The organism is Streptomyces sp. NPDC030296, assembly GCF_055572815.1.
The window spans coordinates 425,427-451,416 of the sequence record NZ_JBVICQ010000008.1; the positions used below are offsets into that span (position 1 = coordinate 425,427).

Here is a 25,990-nt window from a genome sequence, read left to right on the forward strand (position 1 = left end):
GGGCCACGCTGCCATCCCGCGCCACGGGCCGCGCTGCGACCGGGTCCTGTGGGCCGCGGGCTGCGACCGGGTCCTGGTGGGCCGTGCGCTGCGATCGGTCCTTGCGGGCCCCGCGCGCAGCCCGCGAGCCATGGGGGCCGCGCGCTGCCACCGAGCCTTGCGGGGTCCGCGCCGCCCGCCCCGCCCGCGTGCCGTCCGCTGACGGCCACCCGGCCGACGTGCCACACCGATGACCCCGTCCGGCTCCCGCGGCCGGGTACCGTCCCGACACCCCACGGAAAGAGAAGCCCTTGTCCCGACCCCCGTTGCAGGCCGCCCTGTTCGACATGGACGGCACGCTCGTCGACACCGAGCGGCTCTGGTGGGAGGCGGTGGAAGACGTGGCCGCCGGCCTCGGACGCGCGCTGACCGGGGCCGACCAGCCGGACGTCCTCGGCCGCCCGGTCGAGCACACCGCCGCCTGGCTCGCCGGGATCACCGACGCGCCGTTCGCCGAACTGGCCGCCGCGCTCCACCGGGAGTTCGCCGAGCGGGTCCGCACCGGGATCGTGCCCCGGCCGGGCGCCCTGGAGCTGCTGCGGGCGCTGGCCCGCGAGGGCGTCCCCACCGCCCTGGTCACCGCGTCGCCCCGTGCCGTCGCCGACACCGTCCTCGACGTCCTCGGGCGTGAACTGTTCGCCGTCTCCGTCACCGCCGACGACACCGAGCACACCAAACCCGCCCCCGACCCCTATCTCGCCGCCTGCCGCGCCCTCGGCGTCGACCCGGCCGCCTGCGTGGCCGTCGAGGACACCGAGACCGGTGTCGCCTCGGCCGAGGCGGCGGGCTGCGTGGTCCTCGCGGTGCCCTCGCTCGCGCCGATCGACGAGGCGCCCGGCCGGACCGTGCGGGAGAGCCTGGCGGACGTGACCCCGGCGAGCCTGCGCCGGCTGGTCGCCCCCGACGGACCCACTCTGCGCGTGATGACCTGGAACCTCTGGCACGGCGGCACCAAGGTCCGCGACCACCGCGCCAAACAGCTCGCGGTGATCGCCGAGACCGGGGCCGACGTGGTGGGCCTCCAGGAGACGTACGGCACCGCCGCCGAGGAGCTCGCCGAGGCGCTCGGCTGGCACCACCACCGGGCCGGCGACAACCTCGGCGTCATCAGCCGCCACCCGATCACGGCCCGCCTCGGCGACCCGCACGTCGGCTTCTACGGGGCGGCGGGCGTCCGCGTCAGGACCGGCACCGGCACCGAGGTCGACGTGTGGACCGTCCACCTGGACTACAAGCCGTACGGGCCCTACGAGGCCGCCTTCGACGGGCTGGGCGCCGACGAGCTGATCGCCCACGAGGAGGTTCGCCTCGGCCAGCTGCGGGACTGCCTGCGCCGGCTCGACGGCACCGTGCCGGTCGTCCTGGTGGGCGACTTCAACAGCCCCTCGCACCTCGACCGGCCCGAGGTCGACTGGCCGGTGACCAGGGCCGCCGAGGCGGCCGGCCTGCGCGACTCCTACCGCGAGGCACACCCCGACCCCGTGCGGGACCCCGGCCACACCTGGTCGCCCATCCACGTCGAGCACGAGGACGGCAGCGGCCGCCCGGAGCCGCAGGACCGCATCGACTTCGTCCTGCACCGGGGCCTGGCCGTGCTCGACTCCCGCACCTACGTGCGCGGCACGCCCCGCACCTGGCCGGACGTCGAGGACAACGACTGGCCGTCGGACCACGCGGCGGTCGTCACGACGTTCGCGCTCGGCACGGCCGTCGAGGGGTGACGGCCGCCGAGGGGTGACGGCCGAAATCCCCTGGGTCGGGCCGGACGGCCCGGCTAGCATCGGTGCCATGACCTGGCGACATTGATCCACCAGCCGTGCCTCCCGAGGGCCGCCTCGGACGCCGTACCTCCGACGTCCGAATCGCCCCTGCGGGAAGGCCTCATGACACTCTCACCTGCGCGTGCGCCCCGCGCCGCGGACCTCCGGACCACCGGTGTCCGCCGGCTGACGGCCACGCTGTACGGCTACGCGTTCCTCGACGACTTCGTGCTGCTGTACCCGGTGTACGCGCTGCTGTTCAGCGACACCGGCCTGTCCCTCTGGCAGGTCTCCTCGCTGTTCGCCCTGTGGTCGATCACCGGGATCCTGCTGGAGGTCCCCTCCGGTGCCTGGGCCGACGCCGTCTCCCGACGGCTGCTGCTGTGGCTCGGCCCACTGCTCACCGCCGTCGGCTTCGCCCTGTGGGTGATCGTGCCGTCGTACTGGGCCTTCGCCCTCGGCTTCGTGCTGTGGGGCGTGCGCGGAGCGCTCGGCTCCGGCGCGCTGGAGGCGCTGGTCTACGACGAGCTGGACCGGCTCGGCGCCGCCGACCGGTACGCGCGCGTGATGGGCCGGGCCCAGGCGGCCGGGATGATCGCCGTGATGGCGGCGATGGGGCTGGCCGGGCCGGTGCTCGACCTCGGCGGCTACCCGGCCGTCGGGGCGGCGAGCGTCCTGGTCTGCGTGCTGACCTCGGCGCTGGCGACCCGCTTCCCCGAACACCGTCCGACGGCCGCCGGCGGCGCTGACCGTGCCTCCACCCTCACGACCCTGAGGACCGGGCTCGCCGAGGCCCGCCGTAGCCGTTCCGTGCGCGGAGCCCTGCTCCTGGTCCCAGCGGTCGGCGCGGTCTGGGGCGCCCTCGACGAGTACACCCCGCTGTTGGTCCGCGACACCGGTGTGGCCCAGCAGACGGTGCCGTACCTGCTGCTGCTGATCTGGACCGGGCCCACGGTCGGCAGTCTGCTGACCGGTGTGGGCGAACGCCTCGGCACGGCCGGGCTCGGAGTGGTCCTCGCCGTCTCGGCCCTCGCCCTCGCCGGGGGCGCCCTGACGGCGACCCCCGCCGGTGTCGCCCTCGTGGGTGTCGCCTTCGGCGGCTTCCAGCTGGTCAACGTGCTGGTCGACGCCCGGCTCCAGGACCGTATCGAGGGGGAGCGCCGGGCCACGCTCACCTCGGTGGCGAGCATGGGCACCGAACTGGCCACCGTCGCCGTCTTCGCCGGGTACGCCCTGCTCGGCGCACACCACGCCCACAGCACCGTCTTCGCGGCGTTCGCGGTGCCCTACCTGGTGACGGCGCTGGCCCTGGTCGCGAGACGGGGGACGTCCACCGCACGCCCCTGACAGCCGCCCGGTGGGGCTGCCCCGTCCCGTCCGTGACGGGGCAGCCCCACCGGGCCCCGCACGACGGGAAAGCACCGTCCGAGGCGCGCAACGAATCGCCGCGGACCCGGCCCAGGACGCAACGAACCGCTCACCGGCGCGCAACGGCTCCTCCTTGTCCGGCCTGGTCAGCCGCCCGTACCGTCTACATGACCCCCAGACCCCCTCCTTCCGGTGAGGAACGCGCATGCGCATCGCCCTGCTCCAGAGCTCCGGCCGCCCCGGCTCGGTCGTCGAGAACCTCAAGGTGCTCGACGAGGCCGCGGGCCGCGCCGCCGGTGCCGGGGCGGGGCTGCTGATCGCCCCCGAGATGTTCCTGACGGGGTACGCGATCGGCGACGACATCGCCCGGCTCGCGGAGCCCGCCGACGGCGACTCGGCCGACGCGGTCGCGGAGATCGCCGGACGCCACGGTCTGGCCGTCGCGTACGGCTACCCCGAGCGGTCCGGCGAGGTCGTCTTCAACTCGGCGCAGCTCGTCTCCGCCGACGGCACCCGGCTCGCCAACTACCGCAAGACGCACCTCTTCGGCTGCTTCGAGCGGGACCACTTCACGCCGGGCGAGCAGCCCGTCGTCCAGGCCGAGCTGGACGGCGTCCGCGTCGGGATCATGATCTGCTACGACGTGGAGTTCCCGGAGAACGTCCGCGCCCACGCCCTCGCCGGCACCGACCTGCTGGTGGTGCCCACGGCCCAGATGCATCCGTTCCAGTTCGTCGCCGAGTCGATGATCCCGGTGCGGGCCTTCGAGAACCAGATGTACGTCGCGTACGTCAACCGGGTCGGCCGGGAAGGGGAGTTCGAGTTCGTCGGGCTGTCCACGCTGGCCGGGCCCGACGGGGTCGCGCGCACCCGCGCCGGACGCGAGGAGGACCTCGTCCTCGCCGACGTCGACCCCGCCCTCGTCGTGGCCTCCCGCGAGGCGAACCCGTATCTGACGGACCGCCGCCCCGGTCTCTACGGATCCCTCGTCTGACCCTCTCTCCCGCCCGCCCCGCCCCGCCGCTTTCCCGCAAGGAGTCCGTACCCCATGACGTCCACCGTGCCCAACGCCATCGAGCACGCAGACGAGCAGCAGCCGCCGATCACCATGTTCGGCCCGGACTTCCCGTACGCGTACGACGACTTCCTGGCCCACCCGGCGGGCCTCGGCCAGATCCCGGCGACCGAGCACGGCACCGAGGTCGCGGTCATCGGCGGCGGGCTGTCCGGCATCGTGGCCGCGTACGAGCTGATGAAGATGGGCCTCAAGCCGGTCGTGTACGAGGCCGACCGGATCGGCGGACGGCTGCGGACGGTGGGCTTCGAGGGCTGCGACCCCTCGCTCACCGCCGAGATGGGCGCCATGCGCTTCCCGCCCTCCTCCACCGCCCTCCAGCACTACATCGACCTGGTCGGCCTGGAGACGCGGCCCTTCCCCAACCCCCTCGCGGAGACCACGCCCTCGACCGTCGTCGACCTCAAGGGCGAGTCGCACTACGCCGAGACGATCGCCGACCTCCCGCAGGTCTACCGCGATGTCGCCGAAGCCTGGAACAAGTGCCTCGACGAGGGCGCCGACTTCTCCGACATGAACCGCGCCATGCGCGAGCGGGACGTCCCGCGCATCCGTGAGATCTGGGCGCGGCTCGTGGAGAAGCTCGACAACCAGACCTTCTACGGCTTCCTCTGCGACTCCGAGGCGTTCAAGTCCTTCCGGCACCGCGAGATCTTCGGCCAGGTCGGCTTCGGCACCGGCGGCTGGGACACCGACTTCCCGAACTCCATCCTGGAGATCCTGCGCGTCGTCTACACCGAGGCCGACGACCACCACCGCGGCATCGTCGGGGGCAGCCAGCAGCTCCCGCTGCGCCTCTGGGAGCGCGAGCCCGAGAAGATCGTGCACTGGGCGTACGGCACCTCCCTCGCCACGCTGCACGAGAACGGCGAGCCCCGCCCGGCCGTGACCCGGCTGCACCGCACCGCAGGCAACCGGATCACCGTGACCGACGCGAACGGCGACATCCGCACCTACCGGGCGGCCGTCTTCACCGCCCAGTCCTGGATGCTGCTGTCGAAGATCGACTGCGACGACTCGCTCTTCCCGATCGACCACTGGACGGCGATCGAGCGGACCCACTACATGGAGTCCAGCAAGCTGTTCGTGCCCGTCGACCGGCCGTTCTGGCTGGACAAGGACGAGGAAACGGGTCGGGACGTCATGTCGATGACGCTCACCGACCGGATGACGCGCGGGACGTACCTCCTCGACGACGGCCCGGACAAGCCCGCCGTCATCTGCCTCTCCTACACCTGGTGCGACGACAGCCTGAAGTGGCTGCCGCTGTCCGCGAACGAGCGGATGGAGGTCATGCTGAAGTCGCTCGGCGAGATCTACCCGAAGGTCGACATCCGCAAGCACATCATCGGCAGCCCGGTCACCGTCTCCTGGGAGAACGAGCCCTACTTCATGGGCGCGTTCAAGGCCAACCTGCCCGGCCACTACCGCTACCAGCGGCGCCTGTTCACCCACTTCATGCAGGACCGGCTGCCCGAGGACAAGCGGGGCATCTTCCTCGCCGGCGACGACATCTCCTGGACGGCCGGCTGGGCCGAGGGCGCGATCCAGACCGCGCTCAACGCCGTCTGGGGCGTCATGCACCACCTCGGCGGCACCACCGACGCCAGCAACCCCGGCCCCGGTGACGTGTACGACGAGATCGCGCCCGTGGAACTCCCGGAGGACTGAGCTTGTTCTTTATCTACCAGGATCTGCCAGGTCTGCCGATGGCCTTGAGGGTTTCAGGGCGTTTGACAGTTTTGCCGACGTCGTAGCGGGTGGCGGGCCGCCGGTTCTTCGAGCCGAGGGGTCGTCCTGGCCCGGTTCCCGTCGGTTGAGGAACACGGGCCGGGCAGAGCAGGTGCGCGCGGATGTTCCTGAACCCGCGGCGGACCCGGGCCGGGGTGAGGCGTTCGGGCTTGGCACGCTTCTCCCAGGGGCGGCGGAGGTCGGCAGCGAGGGGTCGGGCGAGGCGGAGCTGGGTGTGGGCGACTACCAAGAGCCAGGTCCAGCGGTCCGCCGCCTGGGGAGTACGGACTTTCGGGGTAGTCCAGCCGAGCGTCTGTTTCCCGAAACGGAACGTGTGCTCCAGGTCGAATCTCCTGAGGAACACCTGCCACCACAGGTCCACGTCCGCCGGGGCGGCGCTGGTCTTCGAGGACCACAACCACACCGGCGGGGCCTCCCGCTCCTTCGAGAGATGCTCGACCTGCAAGCGGACCAGAGTGCCCTCGACGATGGGGAGTTCGCCCTCGTGCTCCAGCCAGGCCGAGCGGTGCGTCAGTCTCGGGTGGACCCGGTCCCACGCCTGGGCTTCGGCCTTTCCGTAGTTCACCGTGTCGGTGGTCGTGGTGATCGCCGGTTTGGGCCAGGTCTCGGGCTTGGTGAAGCGGAACTCCGGTCCGTGCTTGGGCGGCCGGCCATTGACGCCGTGCATCCTCGGGGGTTTCGGCAGACGCATCACCCGGTCGCTGCGGATCCGCCCAACCAGCTCAACGGGCAGATCCCGCAGCACCCAGGCCAGACGGGTGACGTCGTAGCCGGCGTCCATGACGATCACGATGTTCGGGTCTGCGGGCGTCCACTGGCCGGCCGCGACGAGCCGCTCGACCACGGCCCTCAACTGGGCGGCGGTGACCGCGGTCGCATCGTCCTCGGGCCCGAGCCGGACTACGTCCAGGATCCCGGTCCACGACGTGGCACCGGGCTCCAGGACGGCGACGAAGGAGTACGGCCACCCCGGAATGAACTGTGACGCGGACTTCGCACGCCCGTAGATGTGGCAGAACAGCCGTTCCGCCGAACAGGGCGCGTCCGACCGCAGCCACGGCCACACATCGACTGCCAGCACCAGGCGGCCACCATCGAACCGTGGCAACGGCAGCCCGGCCAGCGCCGTCCGCAACCGCTCGACGTTGATCCGGCCGTGGTTGAGGGCTCCGTACAAAGCTCCGTGTCCACGGCGGTGCTCGGGCACCAACGTCAGGTCCACGGGCGAGACCACCGGTCCGTCGACGCACAGCAGTGCGTCGGTCAGTTCGAACAGTTCATCGCGTCGGGCGGTCAGGCACTCGTAGAACTCTCCCCGGAAGCGCGATGCTTCCGCGAACGCTTCCCGCCGGACATCGTGGTGCAGCAGACTCACCCTCACGGCCTTCGTCGTGGTCACGTGTATTCCTTGGTCGGAGCACATGATCAGACGAAGGCCGCCCCTACGTCCGGCAAATCCCCTGGCGGGCGAACCCGTTCGAGGGACCGTGCGAGATCGTGGCACCATGGACGGCATGACGACCAACCGAACGGTCCATGCCGCGTAGACGGCCAGGACGCATCCGGGCGGGAATCCCGGACCGGCAGCAGTCACAGCAATCAAGGCCGTCCATCGACCGCCTCTCACCGCGAGCCCTGTCCGAGATCGTTCGCCTTGAACGCACGCGGAACTACCTCCAGCCGGGAGACACCAGCGCGGCATTGCGCCTGTGGAAGGACTACGTCCACCGTCCCGAACGCGAGCTCTGGCACGACGACGAGTTCGGAAACGTGCACTGGTACTGCTGCGGCAACCCACTTGAAGGCCGTGCTCTGCTCGACAGCGTGATCCGAGCTCTGTCGCCTAGCGCAGCCCGCGAGCTCCGCAAGATCATCGAAGAGCTTGATGCCTTCATGGGCCCGTCTTACCTGGTCGTAGACCGCCGAAGATAAAGAACAAGCTGAGCCGGCCGCCGTTCAGTCCGGCAGCGGCGTCAGCAGCATCCGGCCCGCGCACCCCACCGCCGAGTCCAGGCGGTGGGCCAACTCCTCGGCGAGATCGGGGAGTCCGCGCAGTGCCCACAGCGCCCTGGCCGCCGCCCAGGTGGACTCGCGGGCCCGCTCCAGGCTCCACGCCCCGAGCAGATGGGTGAGCGGATCGGCGACCTGGAGGAGATCGGGACCCGGCATCAGCTCCTCGCGGACCCGCTCCTCCAGCGAGACGAGGAGATCGCCCACGTGCTCGAACTCGTCCCGCAGGTCGACGGGTTCGCAGCCGAGCGTACGACAGGCGTCCACGACGGCGAGCGCGAGATCGTGCCCGATGTGCGCGTTGATGCCCGAGAGCGCGAACTGCAGCGGGCGTACGCCGGGATGGCGCCGCAGCTGCAGCAGCGGCCGCCAGCAGGCGGGCGCGGGACCACCTTCCGCCACCCGCAGGTACCGCTCCGCGAAGCGCACGTCGAGGGCGATCGCGGCCCGTGGGTCCGCGAAGCAGCCGGCGTCGACACGCCGGCCCACGGCCTCCGTGACGGTGAGGTAGACACGGTTGAAGACCGCGATCCCGTCCCGCTCGGGCAGGGTGGCGTCGAGGGCCCGCATACGGGCGACGACGGCGTCCACCGAGTCCACGGAATTGGTGAAATGTTCCAACTGCGCCATAAGGGGCAGGGTCCCAGGCCTAGGCTGACACCGACGCCGCCGTGCCCGGCACGTCCCCGGATCGGGGGAACGCGGGCTGGGCGGCGCGTACCGGGAGGCCGGTGAGTCCTGGTCCGGGAGCAGGGGGGAGCACCACGTGGCAGGCTTACGCGCCCAGCGACTGGCCGCACGCCGCGCCGCGCACAGGCGGAAGATGCGCCGCGGCGCCATGATCGTCGCGGCGTCGCTCGTGGCCGTCGCCGGCACCGTCACCGGTGCGATGGCCGGACTGAACGGCGACGGAGGTGCCGCCGAGGCCCGGACCCTGTCCGACGACCCGCCCGGCCGGCCGTCCCACCCGAGCCCGGCCTCCCCGTCCCCGTCGAGGACCTCGCCCGCCCCGTCGGCATCGCCCGAACCGTCCCGGACGCCCGAGGCGCGCCCCTCGGCCAAGGAGACCCGTCGGCACACCCGGCCCCGGCCGGACGCCCCCGTCAAGCTCTACCGGCACCCCGAGTCCCAGGTCCGCGACTGGGTGCGGGCCCACCCCGACGACCCGCGCAGCGCCGTCATCGAGTCCCGTATCGCAGACCGTCCCGCGGCCGTCTGGTTCACCGACCCGAACCCGGCCACCGCGACCGCCGAGGTCGCCGCGGTCGCCTCCGGCGGTGCCGAGCACGACCGGGTGCCGGTCCTCGTGGCGTACGCCATCCCGGACCGCGACTGCGGCGGAGCCTCCCAGGGCGGCGCCAGGAACCTGGACGCCTACGACGCCTGGATCGACGCGTTCGCAGCCGGGCTGGGCGAGGACGAGGTCATCGTCATCCTGGAGCCCGACGCGATCGCCCAGTCCGACTGCCTCTCCGCCGACGAGCGGGCCGACCGGTTCACCTCGCTCGTCCGCGCCGGCCGCGTCCTCAAGGACGCCGACCCCAAGGCCCGCGTCTACTACGACGCCGGGCACTCGGAGTGGAACGCGCCCGACAAGCAGGCCACCCTGCTCCGCCTCGCGGGAGCCGCCGCCCCGGCCTCCTCCGACGGCGTCTTCAGCAACGTGTCGAACTTCAACCGCACCGACGCGGAGATCGCCTACACCCGGAAGGTGCTGGACGCCCTCGGCGGCCCGGCGGACCTCGTCGCCGTCATCGACACCAGCCGCAACGGCAACGGCGCCCCGACCGACGGAGCCTGGTGCGACCCGTCAGGCCGGGGCCTCGGCCGCCCGCCGACGCTCACCACCGGCGAGTCCCGCATCGACGCCTATCTGTGGGTGAAACTGCCGGGCGAGTCCGACGGATGCCGGGGCGAGGCGGGCGAGTTCTCACCGGGGTACGCGTACGAGCTGGCACGGGGCTGAGCGGGGTCTGAGCACCACGCCCCCGGCCCGCACTGAGCGGTTGCTTAGGATGAGGGCGTCCCGTTCCGCGTCGACGTTCCCCAGGAGCACCACCCGTGACCGCCGAAGCCCCGACAGCTCCCGCCCCCGCCCCCGCCCACGGCAGGCTCGTCCCCGTCACCGTGCACTTCGACGACCTGGACGCCCTCGGCATGCTGCACAACGCCCGCTACCCGGTGATGGTCGAGCGCGCCTGGACCCAGCACTGGCGGGAGCAGGGCTACGGCTTCGACGGCGACTGGGCCGCCGCCGGCGACTTCTGCAACGTGGTCAAGGAACTGCGGATCAGCTACGAGGCACCGGTCACCCGGCCCGGCACCTACGCCGTGCACCTGTGGCTGGAGCGGCTCGGCACCACCGGCCTGACCTACGGCTTCCGCTTCTGCTCGACCGACGGCTCGCGGACCTACGCGCAGGGCACCCGCGTCCTCGTCAGGCTGGACGCGGACACCCTGCGGCCCACCGCGTGGAGCGACGGCTTCAGGGCTTCGGGTCGGCAACTGCTGCGTCCGGCCGACTGATCCGCGTCCGGTCGCCCTCCCCGGCCCGCAGCACCCCCGCGAACACGGCGAGCCCGCACGCCAGCACGGTCACCAGTCCGAACGACACCACCAGGCTGGTCAGCTGCGCCAGACCGCCGATCGCGCTCGGCGCGATCAGCCCCGAGGTGTAGGTGATGGTCGCGACCCCCGCGATGGCCTGGCTCGGGTTCGGGCCGCTGCGGCCGGCCGCGGCGAAGCAGAGCGGTACGACGACGGCGATGCCCAGTCCCATCAGCGCGAACCCGGCCATGGCGACCGCCGGGTGGTTCGCGACGACGATCAGCACACCGCCGAGCGCCGCGAGGACACCGCTCGCCCGCACCGTGCGCACCGCGCCGAAGCGGTTCACCACCGCGTCGCCCACCAGCCGGGCCACCGCCATGGTGAGCATGAACCCGGTGGTGCACGCCGCCGCAAGGCCCGCCGAGGTCGCCAGCTCGTCCCGCAGATACACCGCCGACCAGTCCAGGGCCGCCCCCTCCGCGAAGACCGCGCAGAATCCGACCGCACCGATGAGCAGCGCCGACCTGGGCGGCAACGCGAACCGGGGTGGCGGCTCCTCGTCCTCGGTGGCCCGGATGTCCAGCACCCACTGACAGGCGACCAGACCGAGCACGGTGAGGGTGGCCGCCGCGAGCGCGTGGTGCAGCCGGGCGTCCGAGCCGAGGTGCGCGGCGAGCGTGCCGGCCGCCGAGCCGACGAGGGCGCCCGCGCTCCACATGCCGTGCAGCCCCGACATGATCGACTTGCCGAGGCGGGCCTCGACCTCGACGCCGAGCGCGTTCATCGCCACGTCCGCCATGCCGGCCGTCGCGCCGTACACGAACAGGGCGGCGCACAGCGTCCACAGGTTCGGCGCGAGGGACGGCAGGATGAGCGCGAGGGTCCACAGCGCGATCAGGGCCCGCATCGCCGTACGGGCGCCGAGCCGGTGGCTGACATAGCCGGCGAGTGGCATCGCCACGGACGCGCCGATCGCCGGGAACGCGAGGGCCAACCCTAGCTGACCCGCGCCGAGCTGGGCGTGGTCCTGGATCCAGGGCACCCGGGTCGCGAACGAGCCGGTCACCGCTCCGTGCACGGCGAAGACGGCGGCCACGGCGTACCGGGCCCGCCGCACATCGCGCTGTTCGTAGACCACCGCGCTCATTCTCCGCCCTCCGTGGCTTCCTTGAATGCCCTCGAACTCGGACCCCAGCCGTCCCCGCCCGTTTCCGGCCTCCCGACCCGCTCTCGCGCCGCCGTAAACTATCAGGAACCCTGCCTGATAGATAGAGAGCGCTGTCCGTACGGCGGCACGGGGCCGGCGGTCGGTCGTGTGCCCTGCTGTCACAGGGCCGGCATCCGTACGCGTCGTCGATCTGGGAGGATCCCGGCATGCCCGCATCACCCAGCACCGCCCGGGCCATCAACGACCGGCTCGCCCTGCGGCTGCTGCAGGAGGAAGGGCCGTTGACGGCGGGGCAGTTGAAGCAGCTCACCGGTCTGTCCCGGCCCACCGTCGCCGACCTGGTGGAGCGCCTCACCGAGGCCGGACTGATCTCGGTGGTGGGGGAGTGGGGCGAGCAGCGGCGTGGGCCGAACGCCCGCCTCTACGGCATCGTCGCCGACCGCGCGTACCTCGCCGCGCTCGACGTGCGTACCGAGGGCGTCACGGTGGTCGTCGCCGATCTGCTCGGCAGGGAACTGGCGCGGGCGTCCGTCCCGATCGCGGACGACGCGGGTACGGGGCCCGCCGTCGAGCAGGCCGTCACCCTCGTGGAGCGCGCCGCGAAGGAGGCCGGCGCCGACCGGCTGCACACCGTGGCGATCGGCGCCCCCGGGCTCATCGACCCGGCCACCGGCGAACTGCGCGACAGCACCGGGCTGCCCGAATGGCACCGCCGGCTGGCCGCCGCCCTCGGTGAACGCCTCCCGGCCCGGATCCTCGTCGAGAACGAGACCAACCTCGCGGCGCTCGCCGAGCAGCGGGACGGCGCCGCCCGCGACCGCGACACCTTCGTCCTCCTCTGGCTCGGCCTCGGCACCGGCGCGGCCGTCGTCCTCGACGGCACCCTCCGCCGCGGCGCCTCCGGCGGCACCGGCGAGATCGGCTTCCTCCCGGTCCCGGGCACCACGACCCTGCCCTCGGCCACCGACTGCGAGGGCGGCTTCCACTCCCTGGGCGCCGCCGCCGCGATCGACTCCCTGGCCAGGGAATACGGCCTGGCGGTCGCCGCCCCCGCCGGCAGCGAGCCATACGCGGCCACCCTGGTGAGGGCAGCCGCGCAGGGGGTGACGAGCCGACCCCCGGCGGACGGGAGCGCGGCCCCACCGGCCGACGCGCGCGCCCCGCAGGCGCGTCCCGCACCGGTTGGGGCCGGCGCCTCGTCGGACGGGACGGACACTCCCGCGCACCCCTCGGACGACGCCCACGCGACCCCGGACACCCGCCCGTCGGCCGACGCCGCCCCTTCCCGCTTCCTCGACGCCCTGGCCGATCGTCTCGCCATCGGTGCCGCCTCCGTCGTCGCCGTTCTCGACCCCGGCTGCGTGGTGCTCGGAGGGGAGGTCGGTCAGGCCGGAGGGGAGGTGCTCGCCGCCCGGGTCGAGGCGCGGCTGGCGGCACTGTCGCCGCTGCCCACCGAGGTCCGGCCCAGCGCCCTCGGCGGCGCCGCCGTACTCCGAGGGGCCCTGCTCATGGCGAGGGACACGGCCCAGGACGAACTGTTCGCACCGCCGCCACGGTAAGGGCAGGCGGCGGGCGAGCCATGGCGAGGCGGGGGTCGGCCCGCTGTACCTGGCCGCCGGCCGCGCGGGCCTGAACGGTGAGCTGCCGGCCGTCGGGGCTACGGCCCGTCCGCCCATCCCCATCCCGCCGGGGAACAGGCCGCGCGACTCCCCGTGCCGTCGACGTCCGTCCGCCGATCAGGGCCTGGTGGTCGGGTTTCGTGTCTGGCCTTGGCTTGGGTGTTGGCCTGGCGGTCGGGTTTCGCGTCTCGCGTCGCCTTGGGTGTCCGCCCGGAGGTGGGGTTTCGCGTCTCGCCTCGCCTTGGGTGTCCGCCCGGAGGTGGGGTTTCGCGTCTCGCGTCGCCTTGGGTGTCCGCCCGCCGATCGGCCTTTACGGCTCGCTTGGCCTTGGGCGGTCGGGCCTGCCGGTCGGCACCCGTGAAGCAGGCCGCCCTCGGTATTCCCCGCCGGGTAGGGCCCGGACCCGGGCCGCCCCGGCATCCGCCCCCCCCGGCCCGGCGGCCCCTCGGCTCACCCCGTCCTGCGGACCCGGCCGAACCGTTCGGCCACGTGCTCCCCGAACGTCCCCTTGCCCACCGCCCTTTCCGGGGCCAGATGGCCCCCGGCCCGGAAGCCCGCGTACGCCTTGCCGAACAGGGGCACCGTCAGGAGGGCGCGGCGGCGGCCGGTAGCGGTCAGATAGGTGCGGGCCAGCGTGCGGAGGCTGAGGATCTCAGGGCCGCCCATGTCCGGGACGCGGCCCGCGGGGGCGGACACGGCGAGCTCGGCCAGGCGGTCGGCGACCTCGGAGACGGCGATCGGCTGGTCGCTCACCCCCGCCGGCACCGGCATGACCGGGGACTTCGACAGGCCCTCGAAGAGCGTCACGAGCAGGTCGTGGAACTGGGTCGCCCGCAGCGTCGTCCAGCCCAGCCCCGACTCCTCGATCAGCCGCTCGACCGCCAGCTTGCTCCGGTAGTAGCCGAGCGGCACCCGGTCGACGCCGACGATCGAGATGTACACGAGATGCCCCACCCCGGCCCGCCGCGCCGCGGCGATCAGATGCGCCGCCGCCTTCTCGTCGCCCCCACGCGGTGAGGACGCACAGTGCACCACCGCGTCCACCCCCGCCAACGCCGAGTCCAGCCCGCTCCCGCCCGCGACCAGATCGACGGCGTACGGCTGGGCGTGCCGGCTGAGCACCCGGACCTCGTGCCCGTCCGCCCGCAGCCGTTCGGTCACGCGCCGGCCGAGGACACCGGTCCCGCCGGTCACCAGGATCGTGGTCATGCTGTCCACCTTTCGACACCGGCGCTCCCCGCGAACGCCTTCGGTAGCTATGACCGGACAGCACCCATGGAATGTGACACGGGGGCGAGGAACATTGACCAGGTTGGTCTAGTCCTTTTAAGGTCTGCGATCGCGGTTACTCGTCCGGAAGGCGCACTGGCCGCCCCCAGTCGGCCCGGCGGCGGTGACGACGGCCCTTGCCCCGCCGCCGGGTCCCCTCTCCCCCTCCCTTCCCCTTCCCCCCTCTCCCCCTCCCTCGCCGACCGGGGGGGTCCGGCGTGCCGCTCGGCAGGGCTCGACCTGGTTCGACTGGGGCCGGTGGGGCGGAAAGTGACGCGTGGTCAGTCAGGGCCCGGCCTCCGTGTCACTCGCCGTAGAAGTCCAGTGACACCATCTGTGAGCCACCCCACAGTCATCACCCGCATGGGTGGCGATCAGTCGTGGCACACTGGCCATGTACCAGAAGCAGCGCACTCCGGGGTCGGTGAAAGTCCGAACCGGCGGTTACAGTCCGCGACCCGGTCGCTTCCAGCGGCCGGTTGACCAGGTGAAATTCCTGGACCGACGGTTAAAGTCCGGATGGGAGGCAGTGCGCGGCGGGCGGGCATGCGTGCGCGCCGCCGACTGTTGTCGGCCTGCTCCAGCAGGAGTGGGTCCTCCACACGGCGTCGCCCCCTGTGCCGTAGTCCGCTGATCTCTGTCGTCTTCGACAGCCCCGGAGTCCGAGCCCTACGAGGCAGGAGGACCCGGGAAGTGTTCACCGGAATCGTCGAAGAGCTGGGTGAGGTCACCACCGTCGAGAACCTCGGCGACTCCTCCCGCTTCCGACTGCGTGGCCCCGTCGTCACCCAGGGGGCGAAGCACGGCGACTCCATCGCCGTCAACGGCGTCTGTCTCACGGTCGTGGAGCACGAGGACGACTGGTTCACCGCCGACGTCATGGCGGAGACCCTCGACCGCTCCAGCCTCGGCGCCCTCACCGTCGGCTCCCGCGTCAACCTCGAACGCCCCATGGCCGTCGGCGAACGCCTCGGCGGCCACATCGTGCAGGGCCACGTCGACGGCACCGGCCAGATCATCGAGCGCAAGCCGTCCGAGAACTGGGAGATCGTCAAGATCTCGCTCCCCGCCGACCTCACCCGGTACGTCGTGGAGAAGGGCTCCATCACCGTCGACGGCATCAGCCTCACTGTCGTCGAGGCCGGCACCGACCACTTCACCGTCAGCCTCATCCCCACCACCCTCGACCTGACCACCCTCGGCCGCAAGCAGCCCGGCGACCCGGTCAACCTCGAGGTCGACGTCATCGCCAAGTACGTCGAGCGGCTCCTCGGATCGCAAGGGGCCACGCGATGAACTCGCTGAACTCGGTCGCCTTCACGGCGTTCGGCCAGCAGATCCTCTGGTCGGACATGATCGGGAACATCCTGGGCCTCATCGCCCTCGCCCTCGGCGCGATCCGCTCCATCTGGAACTGGCCCGTGCAGTTCCTCTCCGGCCTCATCCTCTTCGGTGCCTTCGCCGGCCACCTCACCGGCAGCGCCGGCAAGCAGGTCATCGTCATGGCCGTCGCCGCGTACGGCTGGTGGCAGTGGAACCGCACCAAGGGACAGGCCGCGGACGGTGCCATCGCCCCCCGCTTCGCCACCTGGCGCGAACGCGGCTACCTCCTCGCCGGCGCCGCCCTCGGCACCCTCACCGTCGGCGGACTCTTCACCGCGTTCCCCACGCTGTCCTGGGACCCCTGGCCGGACGCGTACATCTTCACCGGCACCATCGTCGCCATGTACGCCCAGGCACGCGGCATGGTCGAGTTCTGGTTCGCCTGGCTGCTGGTCGACCTCGTGGGCGTACCGCTCAACTTCGCCAACGGCTACGCCTTCTCCGGTTTCGTCTACATCATCTACGGCGCGCTGGTCCTGTGGGGCATGCGCGACTGGTGGCTGCGGTCCCGCAAGCCCGCCCTGGAAGGAGCCCCGGCATGACCATGGCGCCGATTCTCTACAGCACCGACGGCATCGAGAACTTCGGGCTCGACCCGGTGGAGCAGGCCATCGCCGACATCGCGGCCGGCCGCCCCGTCGTGGTCGTCGACGACGAGGACCGGGAGAACGAGGGAGACCTCGTCATCGCAGCCGAGAAGGCCACCCCCGAGATCGTCGCCTTCATGATGAGCGAATGCCGGGGCATGATCTGCGCCCCCATGGAGGGCGACGAACTGGACCGGCTCGAACTGCCGCAGATGGTGCAGCAGAACACCGAGTCGATGCGCACCGCCTTCACCGTCACGGTCGACGCCGCCCCCGAGCACGGCGTGACCACCGGCATCTCCGCCTCCGACCGCTCCACCACCCTCCAACTGCTGGCGAGCGGCACGGCCCGGCCCACCGACTTCGTCCGCCCCGGCCACATCTTCCCGCTGCGCGCCCGCACCGGCGGCGTCCTCGTGCGCGACGGCCACACCGAGGCCGCCGTCGACCTCGCCCGCCTCGCGGGCCTGCGCCCGGCCGGCGCGATCGTCGAGATCGCCGGCGAGGACGGCCGCATGCTGCGCCTGCCCGAGCTGATCCCCTTCGCCCGCAAGCACGGCCTGACGATCATCTCCATCGAGGACCTGATCGCCTACCGCCGCTCCTCCGAGCCCACTGTCAAGCGCGAGGCGAAGACCCAGCTGCCCACCGCCTTCGGCGACTTCACCGCCTACGGCTACCGCTCCACCGTCGACGGCGTCGAGCACGTCGCCCTCGTCCACGGCGAGATCGGCGACGGCGAGGACGTCCTCGTCCGCGTCCACTCCGAATGCCTCACCGGCGACGTCTTCCACTCCCTGCGCTGCGACTGCGGCCCCCAGCTGGAGACCTCCCTCGAACGCATCGCCACCGAGGGCCGCGGCGTCGCCGTCTACCTCCGCGGGCACGAGGGGCGCGGCATCGGCCTGCTGTCCAAGCTGCGCGCCTACGAACTCCAGGAACGCGGCCGCGACACCCTCGACGCCAACCTCGAACTGGGCCTGCCCGCCGACGCCCGTGACTACGGCGCAGGCGCCCAGATCCTCCGCGACCTCGGCGTGCGCAGCCTCCGGCTGCTGACCAACAACCCCGAGAAGACCGACGCCCTCGTCCGGCACGGCCTCGCCGTCACCGGCCGCGAACCGATGCCCGTCCGCGCGGGCGAGCACAACCTCCGCTACCTGCGCACCAAGCGGGACCGGATGGGCCACGACCTGCCCTGGCTGGACACGACCACCGTGACCACCTGCGGCGAGCAGTAACAAGCCGGACCAGAGCACCACAGAACCACAGCACGACCGTCTCGAACCGAGATTCAGGAACCAAGGAGCAACGTGAGCGGCAAGGGCGCACCCGAACTGTCCGTCAGCAACGTCGGCGACCTGCGCGTCGCGGTCATCGCGGCCCAGTGGCACGAGAAGGTGATGGACGGCCTCGTCGACGGCGCCCTGCGCGCCCTGCACGACCTGGGCATCGACGAGCCGACCCTCCTGCGCGTCCCGGGCAGCTGGGAGCTCCCGGTCGTCGCCAAGGTCCTCGCCGGCCGCGGCTACGACGCCATCGTCGCCCTCGGCGTCGTCATCCGCGGCGGCACCCCCCACTTCGAGTACGTGTGCCAGGGCGTCACCCAGGGCCTCACCCAGGTCTCCGTCGACACCGGAGTCCCCGTCGGCTTCGGCGTACTGACCTGCGACACCGAGGAGCAGGCACTGGACCGCGCCGGCATCGAGGGCTCCAACGAGGACAAGGGGCACGAGGCGGTGACCGCGGCCGTGGCGACCGCGGCCACGCTCCGCTCAGTATCTGAACCCTGGCGCTGAGACACGCCCGTGACGGCGTAGTGTGGGGCCCACCATGTCCAAGAAGACGTTCGAGGAGCTCTTCACCGAGCTCCAGCACAAGGCCGCCAACGGCGACCCCGCCACCTCCCGCACCGCCGAACTGGTCGGGAAGGGCGTCCATGCCATCGGCAAGAAGGTCGTCGAAGAGGCCGCCGAGGTCTGGATGGCCGCCGAGTACGAGGGCAAGGAAGCGGCCGCCGAGGAGATCTCGCAGCTGCTCTACCACGTCCAGGTGATGATGGTCGCCCGCGGCATCTCCCTGGACGACGTGTACGCCCACCTCTGAGCCGTCACCCCGCACACATCTGAGCACCCACGACAACGAAGGAAGCCCGCCTCATGCTGCGCATCGCCGTCCCCAACAAGGGTTCCCTGTCCGGCCCTGCGGGGGAGATGCTGCATGAGGCCGGCTACCTCCAGCGCCGTGAGTCCAAGGAACTGCGGATCGTCGACCCGGAGAACGAGGTCGAGTTCTTCTACCTCCGCCCCCGCGACATCGCGATCTACGTCTCCTCCGGCCGTCTCGACATCGGCATCACCGGCCGCGACCTGCTGATCGACTCCGGTGCCAACGCCGAGGAGATCCTCCCGCTCGGCTTCGCCCGCTCCACCTTCCGCTTCGCCGCCAAGCCCGGCACGGCGGCCGGCATCGCCGACCTCAAGGGCAAGACCGTCGCCACCTCGTACGAGGGCATCGTCGCGGGACACCTCGCCGACCACGGCATCGACGCCTCCGTCGTCCACCTCGACGGCGCCGTCGAGACCGCCATCGAACTGGGCGTCGCCGAGGTCATCGCCGACGTCGTCGAGACCGGAACCTCCCTGCGCAACGCGGGCCTGGAGGTCTTCGGCGAGCCGATCATGAAGTCCGAGGCCGTCGTCATCCGCCGCGTCGACGCCGACACCTCCTCGGAGAACGAGCCCAAGGTGCAGCAGTTCCTGCGCCGCCTCCAGGGCGTCCTCGTGGCCCGCACCTACGTGATGATGGACTACGACTGCCGCGTCGAGCAGTTGGAGAAGGCCGTCGCCCTCACCCCGGGCCTGGAGTCACCGACCGTCTCGCCGCTGCACAACGAGGGCTGGGTCGCCGTACGCGCCATGGTCCCGGCCAAGGAGGCCCAGCGGATCATGGACGACCTGTACGACATCGGTGCCCGGGCCATCCTGACCACCGCCATCCACGCCTGCCGCCTCTGAGTTCCGGGGAGTCGTACGCGATGTCGGATCTGCCCGCCCTGCCGGTCACCTTCCGGCCGGGGCGCACCCGGGCCGTCCTGCTGACCGCCGCCGCCGCGATCTTCGCGGTCATCACCGTCGTCGCGCTGCTGCTGCCGACCCTCGGCCCGGGGGAACGGCTCAGCTTCGTCTTCACGGCCGCCCTGCTCGCCGGGGTGCTGTGTCTGCTCTCCCGGCCCAAGGTGGTCGCCGACGAGTCCGGAGTGACCGTCGTCAACATCGCCGGGAGGCGCCGACTCGGCTGGGCGGAGATCGTCCAGGTGAACCTGCGGGTGGGCGACCCCTGGGTCTTCCTCGACCTCACCGACGGCACCAGCCTGCCCGCGCTCGGCATCCAGCCCGGCATCGCCAAGCAGCACGCCATCGAGGACGCCCGCACCCTGAGGGCACTGGTCGAGGCCCGCTCCGTCGGTGAACCCGAACAGCCCCGGGGCTGACACCGGGTGACACCGGGTGACCCCGGACTGACAGTGAGCGCATCCGGGGCGCCCCCGAGCAGGCTCGAGGGCGACACAGGGGAAGATCGGGGCCGACTCAGGGCCGCCGCCCCTGCCGTACCGGCCCATGTCTTGATTAATCTGTTGGCGGAGGCGTTTTCGTTGCGCCTCCGCCACTGTTGTGCCACCGGGTACACCAGTGGCCCCCTGCTACTTCGAGGAGTGACTCCTTCCAGCGATGGACGGATCGTCCTGTAGTACCTGCGCCGCCCCCTCCCGACATATCGAGGCGGCGGCATGACCATCCCTCTGCTGCTGCTCGCAGCCGCTTTCCTCCTGATCCTCGCCAACGGCTTCTTCGTGGCCGCCGAGTTCGGCCTCGTCACGGTCGAGCGACCGGACGCCGAGAAGGCCGCGGCCGAGGGCGACCGCCGGGCCCACAAGGTGGTGGGCGCCCTCAAGGAGCTGTCCTTCCAGCTCTCCGGCACCCAGCTCGGCATCACCATCACCTCGCTCGTCGTCGGCATGCTCGCCGAACCGGCGCTAGCGGAGCTGCTCCACGGCCCCTTCACCGCGCTCGGCACACCCGAAGGCGCGGTCTCCGGAGTCTCCGTCGTCGTCGGCATGCTGCTGGCGTCCGCCGTGCAGATGGTGATCGGCGAACTCGTCCCGAAGAACTGGGCGGTGTCGCGGCCGATGCAGGTCGCCCGCTTCGTCGCGGGCCCCCAGTACGTCTTCTCCCGCCTGTTCCGCCCGGTCATCGCCGGCCTCAACGCGGTCGCGAACCGGCTGGTCCGCGCGCTCGGCGTCGAACCCGCCGAGGAACTGGCCTCCGCCCGCACCCCCGACGAACTGGTCTCCCTGGCCCGCCACTCCGCGCAGGCCGGAGCCCTGGAGCAGGACACGGCCGACCTCTTCGTCCGCACCCTGTCCCTCGGCGAGCTGACCGCGGAGAACGTGATGACGCCCCGCGTGAAGGTCAGCGCCCTGCAGTCCTCGGCCACCGCCGAGGACGTGGTCAACCTGACCCGCGCCACCGGTCTGTCCCGCTTCCCCGTCTACCGGGAGCGGATCGACGAGATCGTCGGCATGGTCCACCTCAAGGACGCCCTCGCCGTCCCCGCCCACAACCGGCTGCACACCCCGGTCGGCCATATCGCCAAGGCCCCGCTGCTCGTGCCCGAGACGCTGCCCGTGCAGCCGCTCCTGGCCCGGCTGCGCAGCGAACAGCCCATCGCCGTCGTCGTCGACGAGTACGGCGGCACGGCAGGCGTGGTGACCCTGGAGGACATCGTCGAGGAACTGGTCGGCGAGGTGCGCGACGAGCACGACGGGCAGGACCTGCCCGAACTCGCCGTGGCCGCGCCCGAGGACGGCCGCCCCGCCTGGGACGTCGACGGCAGCTGCCGGGTCGACGTGCTCCAGCGCATAGGCCTCGATGTGCCCGAGGGCCCCTACGAGACGGTCGCGGGCCTCGTCGCCGACCTGCTCGGCCGGATCCCGGCGCCGGGCGACAAGGCGGAGCTGCCCGGCTGGCGGCTGGCGGTGCGCCAGGTCGGGCACTACCGCGCCGAGCGGGTACGGCTCGTGCGTACCGCTCCCGCCACCGAACCCCTCACCGTGGCGGAGGCGGCCCGATGAGCGCGCTCCAACTCCTGTTCGCCCTGCTCCTCGTGCTCGCCAACGGGTTCTTCGTCGGCGCCGAGTTCGCCCTGGTCTCGGTCCGCCGCAGCCAGATCGAACCGCTCGGCACGGCACGGGCCCGGCAGGTCCTCCACGGCCTGGAGAACCTGCCGCGGATGATGGCGGCGGCCCAGTTCGGCATCACGGTCTGCTCCCTGACGCTCGGCGCGGTCGCGGAGCCGACCGTGGCGAAGCTGCTTGAACCGGTGTTCGAGGCGATCCATCTGCCGCACGGGATGATCCACCCCCTGGGATATGTGATCGCGCTGGCCGTGGTGGTGTTCCTGCACCTCGTCATCGGCGAGATGCTGCCGAAGAACCTGGCGATGGCCGCGCCCGAGAAGACGGCGCTGTGGCTGAGCCCCGGCCTCGTCGCCTTCGCGCGTGTCTGCGGACCGGTCACGGTGGGCCTCGGCGCCTGCGCCAGGGGCATCCTGAAGATCTTCCGCGTCGAGCCCAAGGACGAGGTGGAGGCGGTCTTCACCAGCGTCCAGCTCGGCCGACTGGTCGAGGACTCGGGCCAGGCGGGACTGCTGGACCCCGAGGAGCAGGAACGCCTGGAGGACGCGCTGGAGCTGGGCTCCCGCCCGGTCACGGACGTCCTGCTCAAGCGCGACTCGCTGGTGACGGTGGGCCCCTCGGTCACCCCCGCGCAGGTGGTGGCCCTGACCGCCCGCACCGGCTACTCCCGCTTCCCGGTGGTCGCGGAGACCGGCGCGTTCATGGGCCGCTACCTCCACGTCAAGGACGTCCTCGACGTGGAGGACTCCGACCGGGCCGTCCCCCAGCAGGTGTGGCGCCCCATGACCACCCTCCGCTCGGAGCTCCCCCTCGACGACGCGCTCACGGTCATGCGCCGCGCGGCCACGCACCTCGCGCAGGTCGTCGACGCGTCCGGCAAGGTCCTCGGCCTGGTGGCCCTGGAGGACGTCCTGGAACTCCTGGTGGGCGAGGTCCGCGACCCGGCCCACCGGCAGGCTCCGCCGGTACGCCTGGCAGAACCGAGGACGACGGGATCCCCGGAGAACGTCCTGGCGAGCTGAGGGCCAGGGTGCGGGTGCGGGGTGGCTGGTGGAAAAGCACGGGGCACAGCCCCGGTCGCTTTTCAGGGGCGCGGGGAACTGCGCGAGCAGCCACAACGCACCCGCACCCGCCGAACCGACGCGCACCCCCGAGCCGCAAGGCGCCCCCTCACCGTGCAGACGGATCCTGCGGCCCCCGCCCCGACAAGACCTCCCCGTACGCCTGCATGAGATCCGGCAGCCTCAGCGTCGACAGGTCGTCCCGCGTCGGCACGCTCGGATACCCCGACAGCCGCAGATCCCGGTACGCACAGCTCTTCTCGTACAGCGTCCGCAGGAAACGCCCGTTGCCCAGTTCGTCGATCCACCCCTGCTCGACGACATGTCCGGCGATGGAGCGCAGCTCCTCCAGCGCCTCCTCGTCCCACACGTCCCCGTTCTCCGCGGCGAGCACCTCACCGATCGCGGTGAGCTCCAGCGGCCGGTAGGAGGGGAAGTCGACCCGTGTGGTGAACCGCGACGACAGTCCGGGGTTCGCGGCGAGCAGCCGGTCCATCCCCTCCGGGTACCCCGCGAGTATCACGACGAGATGGTCCCGGTTGTCCTCGGCCCGCTTCAGCAACACCTGGAGCGCCTCGTCGCCGTACGCGTCCCCCTTGCCGTACCCGGAGTTGGACAGGGAGTACGCCTCGTCCACGAACAGCACCCCGCCGATCGCCGAGTCGATCAGCTCGTTGGCCTTCACGGCGGTCTGGCCGAGGTACTCGCCGACGAGATCCGCCCGCTGGGCCTCCACCAGATGGTCGCCGCCCAGCAGCCCGAGCGCGTAGAAGACCCGGCCCAGTATTCGGGCGACGGTCGTCTTCCCCGTCCCGGACGGCCCGGAGAAGACGAAGTGGCGCTTGGGAGGCTGCACGGGCAGCCCCTGCCCGGCCCGCAGCCGCGCCATGTTCAGCTGCGCGGACAACGCCTTGACCTGCCGTTTGACCGGTTCCAGGCCGACCATCCGCTCCAGCTCGGCGAGGGCCTCCTCCAGCAGTTCGGGATCGGTCGGCCCGGCCGGCAGCGGATCGATCCGCACCGCGGACTTCTGCCGTACGAAGGTGTCGCCCGCCTCGGGCGGCAGCCCGCCCGGCGGTACGGGGTCCGGGTCGGAGAGCTTCAGGTCCCGGCCGTCGGCGTCGAAGAGCAGGTCGAGACCGTCGCCCCCGTCGAGCGCGTCCTGCCCGATCCCGGTGAGCGTGATCGCCGCGAGGTCGGCCGCGTCGTCGTACCCGTCGCCCTCGGCGATGGCCGCGAGCCGCGCGGAGGTGTCCATGAAGGCCGGGTCGACCCGGTGCACGGCTCGGTAGAGCGGCAGCGCGGCGGCGCTGCGCCCGGTCCCCTCGTGCGCCCGGGCCAGCCAGTACCGCAGTTCCTTGCGCTGCGGCTGCTCGCTGCGGCAGCGCATCAGCGCCGCGGACAGCAGCGGCTCGGCCTGCCCGTACGTCTCCAGCCGTACCCGGGCCATGCCGCCGAAGAGGCCGGCCTCGATACCGAGCAGGGGATCGTCGAGGAGGGGATCGGTGTGCCGGACGAGCTGCTCCCAGTCCTTGACGAGGTAGGCGCGGCAGGCGTGCAGGAAGCGCACCTGGGAGTCGGCGTCCACCGGCGGCAGCCCCGCGAGCGCCCGGTCCAGTTCGGGGACGTGGCGCCCGTCCAGCCAGTGCGAGGCGTGGGCGAGGAGCAGGTCGCGCGGGGTCTCCAGGACCGGCTGGACCCACCAGCCGAGCCAGTACCAGGAATTCAGGGTGCGCCGATGGCGGGCCCGCTGCTCACCGAAGCGCTCCCGGTGCCGGAACATCCGAAGCAGGGCGGTCGTCGTGTCCACTCGCAGCGCGTGCAGTCCGAGCCAGCCGTCGGCCATGCCCGGATCCATCCGCACCGCCGCGCGGAACTCCTCCTCCGCCTGCGGATACGCGCCCATGGTGTAGGCGTCCACGCCTCGCAGCCAGGCGAGGTCGGCCGGAGCCTCGGGGCCCCGCGAGCCGAAGTCCATCACGTCCCCCACAAACCGTGCCCCCGTGTGGAAACCGAACGGGCCGGTGCCCGTCGGCAGCCTTCTCGAACCGCTGTGCCGCGGACGGGAGTTGCGTGGTCACGTTGCCGCAACCGTCCGAAGGTCGCACCCAGGGCATCGTACCTGCGGGTCGGGCGCCCTTCGAAGGGTGCCGCAGGGCTCGAATTACGAGGTGGGAGCAGACGGGGCGCATAGCGCACGGTGACCGAGGGTGAAGAAAACGTGCGCCGGGAGGGGCTCGGAGACCGTCCGAGGGCAGAACGAAGCCCCCGATCACGGGGGAACAATCGGGGGCTTCGCGTACGAGGGCGGCTCCCATGGGCCGCACATTGAGAACGTAAGACCTGTACGGGCCCTCGGTCAAGCCGAGTTGAGGCACTCGGGGAACTTCTCGGACGAGGGCCTTCACAAGTTCAGCACATTGCCGATGGGTCGTCACCCTGAGTGAGGTCGAGCCTCGAGCGCGGGGTCACACCAGGTCCCGCCAGCACCTCGTACCCCGCCTTTCCCCCGCGAACCAGAAGATCGGCGAACGGCCGGGAGGGGTCCTCCGCGAAGTGTCGGCGTTCCGCCCGGACCCATCCGGCCCAGAACTCACTCTGTTCCGCCCCGTCCCGCGCCCGCCCCCGCGCCCACGCCTCCTCGTCCGGCAGCTCCATCCACACCAACCCCGCCAGATACGGCCGCAGCGCCCGGCGTCCCGCTCCGACCCCCTCGACGACGATCACGGGTTCCGGCGGCAGGGCGACGCGGGGGCCGAAGGTCCGCCGCCGCCAGTCGTAAGGGGCGTAGTGAGCGGTACGGCCGAGCCGCAGTGGTTCGACCACCTGGCCCAGCAGCCGTTCGGTCCACGCGAACAGTTCGTCGTGGGTGGCGATGTCGTCCAGATGGAGCACGGGGGCGTCTCCCAGCGCCTGGGACAGCCGTCCGGCGAACGTGGTCTTCCCGGAGCCCGCGTGCCCGTCGACGCCGATGAGCCGGACCGGCCCGCAGGAGGGCGGCAGCAGCCGCAGCCGCTCGGCCAGATCGCTGACGACGGGGTCCTCGGGGACGGGGGAGATACGCATGGGGCGATTGAACACCGGGACGGGCGGCACCGGAACGTGCCAGTGGTATCGACCAATATTGGAGGGCGTGGCGAGGCCCGAGATGC

General features: G+C 71.9%; 22 protein-coding genes and 1 riboswitch. Of the genes, 16 read left to right on the forward strand and 6 right to left on the reverse strand.

The window, feature by feature from the left end:
- Positions 1-290 precede the first annotated feature (290 nt).
- The 4 genes from ACZ4Z3_RS24825 to ACZ4Z3_RS24840 all read left to right on the forward strand — a co-directional run bounded on the left by ACZ4Z3_RS24825 (position 291) and on the right by ACZ4Z3_RS24840 (position 5,913).
- A complete protein-coding gene (locus ACZ4Z3_RS24825; RefSeq protein WP_468503045.1) occupies positions 291-1,760 on the forward strand; it encodes an HAD-IA family hydrolase in 1,470 nt (489 codons plus the stop codon).
- Positions 1,761-1,922: 162 nt separating this feature from the next.
- Positions 1,923-3,146: an MFS transporter gene (locus ACZ4Z3_RS24830; RefSeq protein ID WP_468503046.1), complete on the forward strand. Its 1,224-nt coding sequence runs from the start codon at positions 1,923-1,925 to the stop codon at positions 3,144-3,146.
- Positions 3,147-3,372: 226 nt separating this feature from the next.
- Positions 3,373-4,161, forward strand: coding sequence for a carbon-nitrogen hydrolase family protein (locus ACZ4Z3_RS24835; RefSeq protein WP_468503047.1), 789 nt, complete (start codon positions 3,373-3,375; stop codon positions 4,159-4,161).
- Between the two features lie 54 nt (positions 4,162-4,215).
- Positions 4,216-5,913 carry a flavin monoamine oxidase family protein gene (locus tag ACZ4Z3_RS24840; RefSeq protein ID WP_468503048.1) on the forward strand — a complete coding sequence of 566 codons (1,698 nt, stop codon included), beginning with the start codon at positions 4,216-4,218 and terminating at the stop codon, positions 5,911-5,913.
- A gap of 13 nt (positions 5,914-5,926) precedes the next feature.
- Here the strand turns inward: ACZ4Z3_RS24840 and ACZ4Z3_RS24845 are convergent, their stop codons facing one another.
- Positions 5,927-7,369 carry an NF041680 family putative transposase gene (locus ACZ4Z3_RS24845; RefSeq protein ID WP_468503117.1) on the reverse strand — a complete coding sequence of 481 codons (1,443 nt, stop codon included), beginning with the start codon at positions 7,367-7,369 and terminating at the stop codon, positions 5,927-5,929.
- 581 nt (positions 7,370-7,950) lie between these two features.
- Positions 7,951-8,634 (reverse strand): DUF5995 family protein, encoded by a 684-nt coding sequence (locus tag ACZ4Z3_RS24850; RefSeq protein ID WP_468503049.1) that lies wholly within the window; start codon positions 8,632-8,634, stop codon positions 7,951-7,953.
- 208 nt (positions 8,635-8,842) lie between these two features.
- On the opposite strand from ACZ4Z3_RS24850, the gene ACZ4Z3_RS24855 reads away from it, so the two are divergent.
- Both ACZ4Z3_RS24855 and ACZ4Z3_RS24860 read left to right on the forward strand, forming a co-directional pair.
- Positions 8,843-9,970 carry a glycoside hydrolase family 6 protein gene (locus ACZ4Z3_RS24855; protein ID WP_468503118.1) on the forward strand — a complete coding sequence of 376 codons (1,128 nt, stop codon included), beginning with the start codon at positions 8,843-8,845 and terminating at the stop codon, positions 9,968-9,970.
- A gap of 95 nt (positions 9,971-10,065) precedes the next feature.
- A complete protein-coding gene (locus ACZ4Z3_RS24860) occupies positions 10,066-10,530 on the forward strand; it encodes an acyl-CoA thioesterase (RefSeq protein WP_468503050.1) in 465 nt (154 codons plus the stop codon).
- Here the strand turns inward: ACZ4Z3_RS24860 and ACZ4Z3_RS24865 are convergent.
- Entirely contained in the window at positions 10,490-11,701 is a 1,212-nt protein-coding gene (locus ACZ4Z3_RS24865; protein WP_468503051.1) for an MFS transporter, read from the reverse strand. The genes ACZ4Z3_RS24860 and ACZ4Z3_RS24865 overlap by 41 nt on opposite strands.
- A 227-nt stretch (positions 11,702-11,928) precedes the next feature.
- Between ACZ4Z3_RS24865 and ACZ4Z3_RS24870 the strand changes: the two genes are divergently transcribed.
- Positions 11,929-13,281: an ROK family transcriptional regulator gene (locus ACZ4Z3_RS24870; protein WP_468503052.1), complete on the forward strand. Its 1,353-nt coding sequence runs from the start codon at positions 11,929-11,931 to the stop codon at positions 13,279-13,281.
- A 510-nt stretch (positions 13,282-13,791) separates the two neighbouring features.
- Here the strand turns inward: ACZ4Z3_RS24870 and ACZ4Z3_RS24875 are convergent.
- Positions 13,792-14,550, reverse strand: coding sequence for an SDR family oxidoreductase (locus ACZ4Z3_RS24875; protein ID WP_468503053.1), 759 nt, complete (start codon positions 14,548-14,550; stop codon positions 13,792-13,794).
- A gap of 466 nt (positions 14,551-15,016) precedes the next feature.
- Positions 15,017-15,147, forward strand: a riboswitch (FMN riboswitch).
- A gap of 156 nt (positions 15,148-15,303) precedes the next feature.
- On the opposite strand from ACZ4Z3_RS24875, the gene ACZ4Z3_RS24880 reads away from it, so the two are divergent.
- The 9 genes from ACZ4Z3_RS24880 to ACZ4Z3_RS24920 all read left to right on the forward strand — a co-directional run bounded on the left by ACZ4Z3_RS24880 (position 15,304) and on the right by ACZ4Z3_RS24920 (position 22,799).
- The gene (locus ACZ4Z3_RS24880; protein WP_468503054.1) at positions 15,304-15,906 is read left to right on the forward strand and encodes a riboflavin synthase; all 603 of its coding nucleotides are present in this window, start codon (positions 15,304-15,306) and stop codon (positions 15,904-15,906) included.
- On the forward strand, positions 15,903-16,535 hold the full coding sequence (locus ACZ4Z3_RS24885; RefSeq protein WP_468503055.1) for a nicotinamide mononucleotide transporter family protein: 633 nt from the start codon (positions 15,903-15,905) through the stop codon (positions 16,533-16,535). Before ACZ4Z3_RS24880 ends, ACZ4Z3_RS24885 begins: the two co-directional genes overlap by 4 nt.
- Positions 16,532-17,821 (forward strand): bifunctional 3,4-dihydroxy-2-butanone-4-phosphate synthase/GTP cyclohydrolase II, encoded by a 1,290-nt coding sequence (locus ACZ4Z3_RS24890; protein ID WP_468503056.1) that lies wholly within the window; start codon positions 16,532-16,534, stop codon positions 17,819-17,821. Before ACZ4Z3_RS24885 ends, ACZ4Z3_RS24890 begins: the two co-directional genes overlap by 4 nt.
- A 72-nt stretch (positions 17,822-17,893) precedes the next feature.
- On the forward strand, positions 17,894-18,379 hold the full coding sequence (gene ribH, locus ACZ4Z3_RS24895) for a 6,7-dimethyl-8-ribityllumazine synthase (protein ID WP_055537205.1): 486 nt from the start codon (positions 17,894-17,896) through the stop codon (positions 18,377-18,379).
- A 34-nt stretch (positions 18,380-18,413) separates the two neighbouring features.
- The gene (locus ACZ4Z3_RS24900; protein WP_031486114.1) at positions 18,414-18,686 is read left to right on the forward strand and encodes a phosphoribosyl-ATP diphosphatase; all 273 of its coding nucleotides are present in this window, start codon (positions 18,414-18,416) and stop codon (positions 18,684-18,686) included.
- 53 nt (positions 18,687-18,739) lie between these two features.
- Complete coding sequence (gene hisG / locus ACZ4Z3_RS24905) at positions 18,740-19,597, forward strand: ATP phosphoribosyltransferase (protein ID WP_055716222.1); 858 nt, start codon at positions 18,740-18,742, stop codon at positions 19,595-19,597.
- A 20-nt stretch (positions 19,598-19,617) separates the two neighbouring features.
- Positions 19,618-20,073 carry a PH domain-containing protein gene (locus ACZ4Z3_RS24910; protein WP_107462422.1) on the forward strand — a complete coding sequence of 152 codons (456 nt, stop codon included), beginning with the start codon at positions 19,618-19,620 and terminating at the stop codon, positions 20,071-20,073.
- Between the two features lie 297 nt (positions 20,074-20,370).
- Positions 20,371-21,714: a hemolysin family protein gene (locus tag ACZ4Z3_RS24915; protein WP_468503057.1), complete on the forward strand. Its 1,344-nt coding sequence runs from the start codon at positions 20,371-20,373 to the stop codon at positions 21,712-21,714.
- Positions 21,711-22,799, forward strand: coding sequence for a hemolysin family protein (locus tag ACZ4Z3_RS24920; protein WP_468503058.1), 1,089 nt, complete (start codon positions 21,711-21,713; stop codon positions 22,797-22,799). The genes ACZ4Z3_RS24915 and ACZ4Z3_RS24920 overlap by 4 nt, the downstream gene beginning before the upstream one ends.
- Before the next feature lie 148 nt (positions 22,800-22,947).
- On the opposite strand, the gene ACZ4Z3_RS24925 is transcribed toward ACZ4Z3_RS24920, so the two are convergent.
- The gene (locus ACZ4Z3_RS24925; RefSeq protein WP_468503059.1) at positions 22,948-24,816 is read right to left on the reverse strand and encodes an AAA family ATPase; all 1,869 of its coding nucleotides are present in this window, start codon (positions 24,814-24,816) and stop codon (positions 22,948-22,950) included.
- A 434-nt stretch (positions 24,817-25,250) separates the two neighbouring features.
- Positions 25,251-25,904: a uridine kinase family protein gene (locus ACZ4Z3_RS24930; protein ID WP_468503060.1), complete on the reverse strand. Its 654-nt coding sequence runs from the start codon at positions 25,902-25,904 to the stop codon at positions 25,251-25,253.
- Between the last annotated feature and the right edge of the window lie 86 nt (positions 25,905-25,990).